This window comes from Anaerobiospirillum sp. NML120511 (assembly GCF_023050955.1).
Taxonomy (GTDB): Bacteria; Pseudomonadota; Gammaproteobacteria; order Enterobacterales; family Succinivibrionaceae; genus Anaerobiospirillum.
In genome coordinates this window covers 41,708-54,955 of record NZ_JALKIK010000012.1, presented here as the reverse complement: position 1 = coordinate 54,955, position 13,248 = coordinate 41,708, and the positions used below count along the sequence as shown (strand labels likewise).

The 13,248-nt window shown below is 50.9% G+C and carries 5 protein-coding genes; all 5 read right to left on the bottom strand.

Translation table 11 applies throughout. The features are described 5' to 3' along the window. Nucleotides 1-53: 53 nt before the first annotated feature. On the bottom strand, nt 54-2,195 hold the full coding sequence (locus tag MXE39_RS05100) for a hypothetical protein (protein WP_246978042.1): 2,142 nt from the start codon (nt 2,193-2,195) through the stop codon (nt 54-56). Nucleotides 2,196-2,356: 161 nt separating this feature from the next. Next, nucleotides 2,357-4,525, bottom strand: a complete 2,169-nt coding sequence (locus MXE39_RS05095) for a hypothetical protein (RefSeq protein ID WP_246978041.1) — start codon at nt 4,523-4,525, stop codon at nt 2,357-2,359. A 1,255-nt stretch (nt 4,526-5,780) separates the two neighbouring features. Next, a complete protein-coding gene (locus MXE39_RS05090) occupies nt 5,781-6,695 on the bottom strand; it encodes a flagellin (protein WP_246978040.1) in 915 nt (304 codons plus the stop codon). 1,189 nt (nt 6,696-7,884) lie between these two features. Beyond that, nucleotides 7,885-8,853, bottom strand: a complete 969-nt coding sequence (locus MXE39_RS05085; RefSeq protein WP_246978039.1) for a transposase family protein — start codon at nt 8,851-8,853, stop codon at nt 7,885-7,887. Between the two features lie 2,075 nt (nt 8,854-10,928). Then, nucleotides 10,929-12,755 (bottom strand): MFS transporter, encoded by a 1,827-nt coding sequence (locus MXE39_RS05080; RefSeq protein WP_246978038.1) that lies wholly within the window; start codon nt 12,753-12,755, stop codon nt 10,929-10,931. Nucleotides 12,756-13,248 lie beyond the last annotated feature (493 nt).

Sequence of the window (13,248 nt, the reverse complement as noted above, 5' to 3'; positions counted from 1 at the left end):
TGTCCTTGCATATACCGGTGCCTGTAGCTCCGGTATCAAAGGGCTGATGAGCATTACTGCTGCTGTAAATCGTTGGAGAATGGATTGCGCACATAGTCGCAGCCGTCGGAAAGACTGACTATCATGTCAAGACGGTTCAGTCTTTCCTTGAGGGCTCTTACATTGAGCTCAAGCACCTGACTCTTGAGCCTGGCAGGACCACTCTCACCTGAGCTGCAATCAGTTCCAGCAGAGCGGCTGTATTCGGCCGGTCCAATGATCAGATGCCAGTCCTCATAGATTCTCTCAAGGAAATGATCGAGCATCATGTTGGAGCGGTTGCCCATAACTGCAAAAATCAGGGTGCGCAGCAGATCATCGTTGATCTGATACTGGTGACCTGAGCGTGGGTTCTGTTTGAGCAGACCTATTTCACGGGCATAGGTGTAGTGCAGGCGGTCCATATGTTTGTCACGGGCCAGTGCCAGAGAGGTAAAGTGGTCCACAACAGCGCTGTAGGTAACCTCATCTTCCTCGCTGCCAGCAACGGTAAAGACACCCGGCTCATGATCACCGTCAGGGTTCTTTCTCAGATCCAGCATGAAATCACTCTTGATGGAAAAAGCGTGACGCATGATTGAGACCAGCAACAGCTGCTCCTGGGCGCTGAGCACTCTTTCCCCTCCCTTATCCCTCCAGTTTTCTCTGTCCAGAAGGAAAGGGGCGGCCATGGCAGTCATGTTGCGGGTGCGGGCGCTGATAAAAGCTTTTATAGACTCATCAAAGAGTTCGTTGTTGTCCTTAAAAGACTTGCGTGAGGCGTTTTTGAGATCTTGAGTGATAAGGTTATCCATGCAGACAATCATGTCGATATTGCAGCGGCAGCCGTTGAGCCTGAGCATTTTCTGCTGCTGCTCGAGCATATAGCAGATAATGGCCAGGAAGATGATGTTATTAAGGGCTGACAGGCGCTCCTGCTTGTTGAGGTTAAGCTGCATGATATTGGAGCATGCACGGCTTAAGTGATCATAAACATCAAGATGACGGTAGGGCAGATAACCTGTAGTTGTAATAGCCGAACCGGCATTTTTAATGGCTTCAGGATGGCAGTTCTGCAGGTCTGCAATGTTCTGGCTTTCTGCCACATCATCAGGGTGGATCTTGCAGATAATTCGGGAGACTTCATTAATCTCGTCGGCGCGGGTGAAGAAGTAATCATAGAACTCAGCACCGAGATTGGCAGCCGTTTTACTGTCAGTCATGGCGTTACGCCAGGAGCGGGCCAGCATGTTAAAAGCCACCAGACCGCTGCCGCGCATGAAGTTGGCCTTGAGTGAGTGCTCCTTGGTCATCTCCCAGAAAATGCCCTCAGGACCGTAAGGGAAGGTGAATTTGTAACACCACTGACGCTCAGCGCTGTTATCCAGAGTCCAGGCGCGCAGCATGCGTACTGCACTGGCAAAAGTGGTAATGTCCTGAAAAACGGTCTCAATCTGTTTGAGCACCGATCTGTCAAAGCCTCTGGCAGTGGAGCTGACATTTTTCTTTGAGGACTTGCCTGTTTTGCCCCTGCTCTCTTCGTCATCATCTGATACATGCTGGTCAGTTGACTTGGAGCTGTCCCACTGATTGCTGGTTTCAAAATGACGGCGCCATACCTGCCACTGACGGCTGTTATCTGTGCCCGACATCAGAGCTATTTCGTCAGTAAAAGGGCTGTTGAACAGAATATGACGCAGCAGAAGGCGCTTGGGCTTGATGAATACAAAATCATCGACATTGCCCGGGAACTTGTCCTTACGGCCCTGAAGATTCTGCTCAAAAGGATTGGAACTGTTCTGTGACAGCAGCACGTTGAGCAAAGTGAGCATGGCGTAGTCTTTACTTTCAGCCTGATGGAGTCTGTCTCCAAAGACCAGTTCTTCGACCATGAACTTGTTCTGACGGTGGTTTTTGAAATACTCCGACGAGTCGTAGCGTTTGCCGAGGATACGATCCTCAAGAACTTTCTCAGACTCTGCATGAGGCTTGAGCCACTGGCTGATTTCTTTTGCTGAGTCAGGTGATCCAATACCGTCAACAAACTCTTCAATAGAGTTGAAGACCTCACCTGAGCTTGCCAGCTGGCGCCTGAAAGTATCAATGCTGTCTTCCTGGCTGCTGCCGTAAGCAACGCTGTCAGCAGCAGTTTCCACTAATCTGGTATCAGTACTCATAGTTTTAAGCCTGTAAAGAGCAGGGGCAGATGCCTGGCTCATGATAGTAATGTGGGCAGGTGCTGCCCGTCCTGCAGCCGCCATGGCGGACTTTGAGCGGGCAGTCGGCCAGGGCCTGCAGTGCAGGCCACAGGGGGCCGTCAGTCTGGCTGTCAGCAGGTTTATTTTCTTATGCAGCCGTCATCATTGACCATACAGAACTGCAGTCTGTTGATGAGTTTGCCAATATCTTCATCATGGTCCCTTTCTACCTTTCTGTTCTTGACAATAAAGGCCTCAAGAGAGGACTTGAAGGTCATGATTTCGTAGGCACACTCCTGAGAGAATGAGATTCCAACCATGCCGTGTGACAGACTCATCAGATACTCAAAGATCTTGGGAGTAATGCTCAGATAGGAAACAATCTGATTGCTGCTGTTTTTCCTGGCCTCGAGCTCCTCGATCTTATCTGTAAGCTTTTTGAGATCGTTATACTGTTCTTTTTTAAACAACTCATCACGCTCTTCTTTAACAAGCCTGATTTCCTCGTCCAAATCGCTGGTGCCATCACCAGGGCCGTAGTAGGCAATGCATATCAGGCCTGAGCAGTTGCCGGCTTTTTTTGACGGGATAAGACGGATGCAGTCATTGACTATCTTCTGGTCAAAGTCGCAAGGCTTTTCATAGTCCTTGTCATAAATCATGCACAGATCGGCCGGGCTGATGATGTTGTTGGTAGAGACCGTTACCTTGCTGGTCTCGGCTATGGTCATCAGCGAAGTAAAGGCGCGGTTAAGGCCATTGATCATAGTGCCGGCAATGGCCGGGGAGTTCTTCAGCCTGCCGCTGTAAACCAGTTCCTTAAGCTCAAGGTACTTATGGCCAAACTTGAAAGCGCAAAGGCTGTACGGATCAAAAGGCATGGGGGAAAAACGGCGCTCGTCCATGCTGAAAAACAGACTGCGGCGACGTGTGGTCAGGATATTCCTGAGCTCGCTGAGCAAAGTTATTTCATCAGAGCCATCTGCGCTGCTGTCACTGTCTTCCTGTACGCTCTTGACATCGCTGTGGGTAGCCAGATCTTCAAGGATGTTCCTGACTCTGCCCTGGTCGCCAAAAGACGGCATACTGGACATGGTGGAGAAAGCTTCATTGAGGGTGCTGAACTGAGGGCTGTCTCCGAACATTAGGAACTGATCAATAAGGCTGGTAGTGTGCTCACCTGGCTGCATGTTTTCAAGGAAGCGGAAAACGGCATTACCGTCACCACGGGAGCGCATGTTCCTGACGTTAACACCCATGAAGCCGTCATAAGGACTCATATACTGCCTGGCCGCTGCATCACTGCAGGCGCTTCGTAAACCGGTACCGATTCCTGACTCAACCTGAGCAAATACATCCTCACAGGTCCAGAAAGACTGTTCAGGAATTTCAGCCTTGCAGCCGAGCAGGGTGTTGCTGATGAGCTGAAGAATGTTACGGGTAGTAAAGTGGGTGCCGTCATCAATAAGGATGGTAAAGATCTCCCTGATACGGTCATAGAAGATCTCGTTATTGAGCTCATTGCGGCTGCTCAATACAGGGCATACTTCATGATGCTGACATTTCTGACACTTGCTCCATGCCGCATTTTCCAGCACATGACGGAACATGTTGACGATAGCATTACTGTCGATAGTTGAGCCTATATTCTTGCAGATTATGCTGTCTGATTTGAGCTCGTTGCCGCGCAGCAGATAGTCCTCAAGGCTGTTGAGTATGTCTTTGGAGATAATGCTGCTGCCGCTGTAGTGGTTATGGAATTCCTTGAGAATCTTGCCATTGTTGGCGGCAATAATGGCAATCTCACAGCTGTCGTCAGTACTGCTGCTCTCGTCCTGATTTCCGGTGTCCATGATACGGCTGACAGTCTCAAAGAGATCATTGTACTCGGGACTGCCGACAGAAAGCTCTGTAAAATCTTTTACAATAGTGTATTTGATATTGCGCTGAGTATCAGTGAACTTGATGACTGAGTTTGATTTGTTTTCTTTCCAGAAAACACGGCCCATACCTACAGGCTGCTCAGCTGTACAGATACGGCGCAGGAAGTGGGTTTTGCCGTCACCTGCCTTGCCTGCAAGGAAGATCACCTTGCTGGTCCGGCTGTTAATGATGTCTGCAATCTCCTGGGCAAAAAGGTTCTGCTCTTCAATATCGAAAAAGAAATAGTTGAAGTCAGGATTCTGGATGTTATCCAGCAGATCCTCGCTGTACTCATTGTACAGGCCGTTAGATCCCGGCCATGGGCCAAAAGCCCTGATGTAGCTGATGAAGTTGCTGTTGACTGGGAGTTTGGATTGCTCTTCCATTTGGCTCAGATTCTCCAGAGGGCAGGAGGCAGTTCCTGCATTAATGATTTCTGTCTGCTTTGATTATGTGCACAGCGTGCTCAGCTGATATGCTCAAAGCAGGCTGAGCCCGGTGGCGGGCTTATAAAGAAGGTAAGTGGTGCGTACTGACTGCACAGTCTGACCGTACAGACTCTGTGATGCACTTATGTTCACAGTCTGGTCAGCGCCCTGTCCCGGCCGGCTCACAGTCTGGTCAGCGCCCTGTCCCGGCCGGCTCACATTCTGGTCAGCGCCCTGTCCCGGCCGGCTCACATTCTGGTCAGCGCCCTGTCCTGGTCGGCTCACATTCTGGTCAGCGACCTGTCCTGGCCTGCTCACATTCTGGCCAGCGCCCTGTCCTGGCCGGTTCACAGTCTGGTCAGCGCCCTGTCCCGGCCGGCGCAAATTCTGGTCAGCGCCCTGTCCTGGCGGTTCAGATACTGTATACATCCATGTCATGGCCTGTATTGCTCCAGCTGTAAATCAGGTCTGCAGCTGGCTGTAACCTGTATGCACAGGTGCCACAACAAACTGAATACAGACACGGGTAGCTGCTGATGAGGTGGATGGCTTTGCTTCTGAAGAGCTGGTAGCAGTCAGGCACAAATCAAGTGTCGCTGTAAGAAAGCAGTTCAGATGCTTAATGCCTGAAAGTATGCAAGCTCTGCAGGCCGGTGTACGCTCCGGAGCGAGTCTCCATAATACCCCAAATGACACGGCAATGCTAAGGAAAGTGCCGTCCAATGGCTGTTTGTCGGGTGCAGACCAGATAAAGCAGCTCAGTTTATCTGCTTTTTCTCCTGCATGCAGTCACAGCCAGAAATGCATCACAATACCAGCAGGACAGCAAAAACCTCCTGGATATGCCCGCCGCGACTGTAAGGCCCTGTCTAATTGATGCAGCCGACACCCATTGAAGCTGCACAGGGACTGGCAAGTCCTGGTCGGGCAATTACAGTTATGTCCGGGCAATTCCAGTCATGGCCGGGCCAGGCCAGGCCAGTTGTGGCTGGGGTATGCAGGGCCCATATGGCCTGACCTTGCATGTCGATCATGCAGATCCGCAGTAACAGGCTGGCGCCAGGGGTTGAAAGTGAACAATAAAAAAGAGCTTATCCCACTAAAGGGATAAGCTCTTTTTGTCAGCAAAACAGCTGGTGGCCGGACCTTCAGCCCGAGGCTGCGCGGCCCGGCCACGTGAGCTGCACTGTGCTCAGTAAAGGGTTTTTGAGTATTACTTGAGCAGGTGAGCTGCAAACTTAGGACGGGTGTTGGCCTGAGTCATCATGGCGATTACGGCCTGCTCAATGACACGCTGCTGGGCGTACTCGGAGGTGGCCTCTGCGTAGTCAGTGTCACTGATGCGGCTGCGGGCATCGGCCTGGTTAACGGCTGAAACGGAGTTGGAGCGCAGTGTGGCTTCAAGTCGATTCTGGACGCTGCCCAAGTCACCACGGTTGCTGTCGATGGTAGCCTGAACTGAGTCCATAACCTCGATAAGTGAGGAGGCATCGTCAGCACTGCCAAAGGCCAGACCGGTGTTGGCGTCGTAGATGGTATCAGGAACCATGCCGCTGAACCTGGTGGAGTCAACCTCGAAAGATACCTGATCGCCGGCGTTTGGACCTACCTGGAGGTCAAGACGGCCGGTAGAGCGGATATCAGGGTTACCCTGCTGTGGTGCGGCAGAGCCTGTCTGGTAAATGGAAGTACCGTTCTTGGCATCGTAGCCGTTAAGAACAGTCTTGCCACCAAAGGTGGTCTGCTCGGAAATGCGGGTGATTTCCTGAGCCAGAGCATCAGCTTCCTGCTTTAAGGCATCGCGTGAGGAAGAGTCCAGAGTACCGTTTGCTGCCTGTACAGACAGTTCACGGATACGCTGAACCATGTTGGTGACCTCACTCATGCCGCCTTCAATAGTCTGAGCCAGAGCAAGGCCGTCATTGGCATTGCGGTAGGCCTGATTGAGACCATTGATCTGAGCGGTCATACGGTCAGAAATAATAAGGCCGGCAGCATCATCCTTGGCAGAATTGATGCGCTTGCCCGAGGCCAGACGCTGCTGCAAAGTCTGAACAACGTTCTGAACCTTGTCTTGCTGTCTGACCGCATTAAGCGCTGAGACATTAGTATTTACATTTATAGCCATGTCATCACCTGAGATCAGTACGGGTACGGGTCGCAGGGCGCAGCACTGACGAAAGGTCAGCTTCTGCAGCATGAACTGGACCGTACCTGCATAGGTACGATGTATATGAAGTGCCACTTTGGCATATAACGATTTTACTACTTTTGACCTGGAGCTGACACAGTTAAATATGCCGAAAAATGCCAGATTTATGGCATTTTATTTAAATTTTGACCTGGTGCACGCACCCATGGGCTTCCGCATGAAAAAATGAAGTCAGGACATAAATTAAAAGCAATGTGTAACTGACCTCCAGCCTGTCATACATGCACCCCATTTACGCTCGATGATTTACCCTTAACAAAGTACAAATCAGGGACTGACAAATGCCGCGCTGCACCATGGCCGCAGGACCTGAAGCCCTCGAAAAATGCAGCCATTGACCTGGCATGAGCAGTCAGGACAGCTTATTTGCAGATTCAGAGCCTGGCTCCACCGCTGGGAGGCAAGAGTACAGGAGCGGCCATAACCTGGCATGACCTTGCACAGCAGCTCAAGGACAAGCCGGTAATGGACTGAAATACTGGCCAGCGAAAAACCAGACCAGTGCCATGACATCGCCTTGCCCTGCCCGGCCTTGCCGGGCTTTAGCTGCAACCGCCGGGACTATCAGTGCTGTGACGAGTAAAGCAAGGACACAATACCGCAGTGACCACTTGCAGGAAATGTTAATGTGCAGGCCATCGGCTGGGACCCAGTGATGTGGGGCCTGCTCCCGGTGCGACGATGAGCTGTAAACATGCGGGACGAGCATTTCCGGGCTGCAATTAGTGCAGTGCAGGTAAAGTACATTAATGAAATTAAGATGTGGGCTGTGACGCAGCTTCCCTGGCCTGGCGCGGCTGATGGGGCGTGGCCGGAGCTGGAGATGAGATTGCGCGGCCGGTACCGGGTATTATTTCCAGGCTGGGAAGTGTCAGGGGAGGAAGGCTGTTTTCGTTGCCGGGAAAGTGGATGGCGCGGTGGGATTTGAGGCAAAAAAGCAGGGTCGTACTGTCAGATACGACCCTGCGTGTAAGGTGAATTAAGTGGCGAGAACCCGGCCGATTTGTGTTATGGCAGGGACCGGATTGACAGGGCAAAAGCGCGCTGCCTCTGTTATTGGCATGGGACTGTGATGCTTTTGCCGCCAGTAAATCTGGCGTGGCCGTCAGTTAGGGAAGCGGCCGGAGTTAACGTTGATGTATGGTGTTTGACAGCGCAGGCTGCCCGTTTCAGATTCCTGTGACTTGAGACTGGTACTCAGTACAGAATGAGCCGGATTACGGGCCTGAGCAGCAGAGCGGCTGTTTACGCTGGCAGCTGGTCTGTTGCTGGAGACTATGCTCTCAGATCTGTTTTCAATACCTGCTTTGTTGATATCGCGATTAATCTTGAAGCGTACATCGTTGCAGCAGCCCTTGAAGGAGAAGCTGCGCAGCTGGTTGAGGATAGAGCCGGTAGCGCGGCTTTGTTCGAGCTCTTCTTTGCTGATGATGTTGAGCTTCATGGAGCTGCTGTAAATGGTTGCCTTGAAGCGGCGATCAGCTGCACCAGAGGCTCTGTCACGATCTTCGATGAACTTGTAGTCATCGTCCTGAACCAGAGAGCCCATCCAGTTGCGGCCGCTGATCTTGCGGGTGTTGTCACGGCTTGCCTGGTTGTACTCAAGCAGAACACGCTTGAAGAAAGGCACCATATTGTCAGGCAGCTGATTGTTGGCGTGCTGCTCGGACAGGGACTCAAAGAGCAGGTTCAGGCAGAACTGTTCAATGAATACGGTGAACTCAGGGAAGAGCAGGTACTCAATGGTGCGCTTGATGGTGTCGTGGGAGACAGGCTTGTCAGGGAAATCAGGAATGATCTGATTGAGCTCCTGATGGAAGTCAGACCAGTATTTGCCAATGGCGCAGGCTGAACGGTAGCCGCACATGTAAGCAAGAACAGTGGTAACGATCAGGGAAATACCGGAGAAGCGGATTTTACCGCCCTGACGGAGGTCAGTGATGTTCATCTGTGGGATGAACTTGTCAACTACAGTTCTGCATACGGCAGGTGTCAGCTCAACAACTGTCTTGCTGGCCTCTCTTTCTCTGTTTCCAGAGGCAGAGGCAAAGGTGTTATAAAACTTCTCGCTCATCTTAATTTCAACCAAGTTTGGGCTGGTGTTCCTGCCATAAGAATCACTGTCAGGCCCATGGGAAAAACTGTTAAATCAGCTTGTCAGTGTCATACGCCGCTTCTGCATGGCCTGTTGCCTGAACTCCGCTTATCCTCAGATGTGCAATGTCCGGCCTCATGTTTACGGGGCTGTACAGACGTGTTAATGCAGTTCTGGCCGTTTGCGGTCAGCCTGTCCGGGTGTGTGTCTGGGGACGGTTGCAAAATAAAAGACTACAAGGACTGGGCTGCACGTGCAGCAGGTTGCATGTTCTGATTATCTGTCTGCAGGCTTTAGCACTTAATTCTGCCTTTTGCAGTTTACTGTTTGCATGTCGAGCCTGTTCCTGCTCTGCAGGCAGTGGCCTGTCAGGGCTTTTATCATGCCGGTCTCGCTCCGGCCTGATCCATAGTTCACGGCTTGTGCTGATATTCAGCGTGTTGACTGATCTCGTCAGTTAAGGAATTAATGGCGGTTTTACAGTGTGAGTACAGGTCTAAGATGATTTGTATATGACATAACTGGTGCTCACCTGTTTTTATCATTCTGGACAGTCCTGTGCCTGTAATTGACCGGGACTGCGTGCCTTTTGAGGTCACAGTAAGATTACATTGTCTACTGTCTCTTTCCTGGTAAGGTGCTGGGAGGGTATACAGACGTTCTGTAATCATTGCAGATAGAACAATCAGCTCCACTTGCTGGCCATGGCTGGTTCTGTCAGCCCGGTAAGGCGTGTCAGACAGGCCATAAATATATGTAGTAGGAATCTGTCTGATTGAAGGAGCCCGTAATTTCGAAACGACCATGATTTACAGGTAATCTGGTCAACTCTCTGTCTCCATTGAATGCAGTGTATCAAAAAAACACAATAATGGGTACGAACTTTTACAATTTGAATTAAAAAACTTGTATCTAAGTCAAATTATCCGTATTTTTGCTCCAAAAGTACCAGATTTTAAAGTCTGATCGCTTATTTATCAGATTCTGAACAACCATCCCATATGGAAGCAGGCGCTCCCAGTGTCATAAATGCAGAATTTATGAGCAATTTTAGAAAAAATTGGTATTTGCGTATATGAAATTTAAAATTCCCTTAAATACTGGATTTGTTGTGCAGGCTGACGCGTCATTTGCAGTTTCTTGCTATTAATGATTTTCACACTCTCAGAGTGTTTTATGGCTGTGCATGCGATTTTAATTATGGGTAAATATTCATTTTATTGGGGAACTACTTTTACAAACAAAGCTTGATTTCTGTACAAAGTGCAAAATAAAACAGCGGGATATGATCACTTTTGCTCGTAAATTAAAAGCACCATTAAGGAGCGCAGATGTATGCAGGCTCTGTCCTTAAGTAAAGAGCAAATAAAAAGGCCCTGCAGAGCAGGGCCTTTTCAGGACAGTTGAGGATTGAGAATAAGAAATCTGCAAAAAGCAGGCTGCATACTACCGGCTTTAGCCTGTATAAGCGCTTTGTTACAGCGCCATCAGACAAGGAGGCAGGCTGAATATTGTAGTAGTTAAGGGCTGAAACACCGAAATATTCAGTATCAAGAATTGTATCGAGCAGCTTGTCGCACAACTAAAGGGCTGTTCTATATGTATGTGCTTCAGGAAAAATATGGCAGCTGCCCGGATCTACATCCATGCCTGGGAGGCATTGCTGGAATCATAAGGTGCCTGCAGTCTGCCAGAAACAGTAGATTAATGCTGTTTGAGCCCTTGCTGCACGCCAGATCACCGCTCTGAGGTGGCAGCAAAGCCATGGTCTTCGAGCAGTGAAGGTCACAGCTGGTAGAACTTTTCAGATATCAGCAGGGCTACAGTGACATTACTTAAGTGTGCCCCGGCTGTTTCTGAGGCCTTACTGCGACATGACTGCAGCGTGACTGACGTGGTGTTCAGGCCGGACTGAGTGCTGATTATGGAGATACCGAAACAGCACTCATTCCGGGCTTCGACATGACTGCAGCGCGACTGACGTGGTGCTCTTGCCTGACTAAGGTTTGACTGTGTCAGTCAGCTGTTGTTGCTCTTTCTCGCTGCAAGTATGGTCAGGTGGAGCTGCCTGCTACTGCTGCTGTCGCTGCAACTGCATTACGACCGGCTTCGAAATTGAAGCTTGAAGATGCACTGTGGGCATTAGCTGCGTCTGCCTCTGTATCGGTGGTTGCTTCTGCAGCTGTGCTGTTAACTGCGACGGTAGCTGCAGCGGCTGCTGCATTGGCAGCTGCGTTGGCAGAGGTGCCACCTGCCACGCCGCTGGTGGTGGAGCTTGTGCTGTGGTCGGCAGCGGCTGTGCGGGCCTGGCGGCGGTCTTCGATGGTGCCCAGGGCGGCAAAGAAGATGCCGCCGATGCCCAGCAGAGCTGAGATGGACAGGATGATTACTGAGGCATCTGCAAACTGCTCAGGGAAAGAGGCTGATCCTGGCTTGGCGCTGACGACCGCTGCGATGATTACTGTAACCAGGGCATAGGCTGTACCCTGACCGATTGAGCGGCCCAGCTGCTGCATTGAGGATGCCAGCGCATAGTTTTGTCTGGACACTGTAAGGGTGATTATAGTGGTGTTAGGGGCGGAGAACAGGGCAAAACCGGTACCTACAGCCAGCTGGCGCAGGATAAGTGAGGTTACGGTGGTGCTCTCATCAATAATGGTAAAGGTTGCAAGGGCAATGGTCTGAATGATTAGTCCGATAGTTACAGTAAGATTGCCTCCCAGGATACGGGCTATACGGCCGGTGAAGAAAGAGACTACGGCAATGGTAACTGGCTGTACTACTATGATAAATCCGGCCTGAGATGCTGAAATACCAAGGGTGTACTGGGAGAACAGAGCCAAAAGAACAGGCTCAGCCATAACAGAGACGTAGGCGGCAATACTGACAAGGAAGCACCAGGTGAAAGGACGGTTGCCAATTAAGAGCTGCACAGGGATGACCTGAAGGGCACGGCCAGCTGACAGGGCAGAGCCTGAATTAAGAGGCGCCAGAGCGGCTCCGGAATTAAGTCCGGTACGGCCAGCCTCACTTTCAAAGGCATGCTGGCGACGGCCAAGGCGCAGAGCGCGACGCAACAGATCACGAGAGATAATGCTGTGAGCACGGCCGGAGATGTCTTTATCGCTGGTAATGTCTTTATTGCCACTGCTGCGGGTCAGAAGACTGTACTCGTAGATGACAAGAGCGGCAGTCAGAGCAAGACCCAGGATCAGGCCGTAACGGGCGTAATGCCATGAAGCAAGACAAGACAGGCTGAGCAGGCACAGGCCAATGGAAAACGCGAAAACTATGATGCGGCTGTAAGGGAGCTTTACAGTGCTGTCAGCACTTTCCTGAGGAATACGTACAGCAAGGAAAATAAGGGCAGCCATGGCGATGGCGGAGCCGTAAAACATGTACTGATAGCCAATACCGTCAATGATGACACCGCTGAAGCTCAGTGATGAGGATACACCGGTATAGGTAAGGCAGACGGCAATACCAATGGCAATAAAGCGGCGGCTGGTCTCAACATGGGATGAAATCAGTGCCATGGCAGTGCTCAGACATAAAGAGGCTGCAGCGCCCTGGGCGATACGGGCTGCCACCATGACCCACAGATTTGGGCTGAAAGGAATGGCAGCGGTGATAGCGGCACAGGAAATCAGACCGGTTAAAAAGATGCGTCGGTTGGAGAAGCGACGGGCCAGTAATGAGGCCGGCAGTAAAAAGCAGGCCAGGGCGGTAGCGTAGCCGGTCAGAGCCAGAGAGGCATACTGCGGCAGGGTATTGAAATGTTTGACCAGAAAAGGCACAGCAACAGTCAGGGCATTACCTGTATATGAGGTAAGAAAAAGGCACAGACTGACGCAGCACACCACAAGAGATGACTTGCGCATTTGATTTTCCTCAATAATTGTCCAGCATGTCGCCCTCAGGGACTTTTCCCTGTCAGGGACAGATAAGACAGAAGTGGTACAACCTCAAATGCCTAGGGCTTTGCCTGGGAGCTGTAAAGCCAGTTGCATGGCACAGGGATGAGTCCATGCACTTGGGCATAAAGCCCGGCAAGGCTGTTAAGGTTGCGCTCCCCGGGTCTGTGCGGATTAGTATTCCTGTGGACCAGGGGCTGTTCTGTCTGGCAGCTTGAAGCTGCGGTAAAAATCTAAACGCATCGTCATGACTGATGGTGTACTCAATGTATCCGAGCACCATGACATAGTCTAATTCTATCTTTGCATACTGAGCTATAACTTTCAGGCATAAGGGGATATATATCAAACAGGGCAGGCTATAGCTCCCATTTCAGACCGTGTCCTGACTGCCGCCATGGGCTGGCAGAGGCGGCATACACCCCTGTTTTGCACCCTGGCAGTGCCCACTGCCCCATAA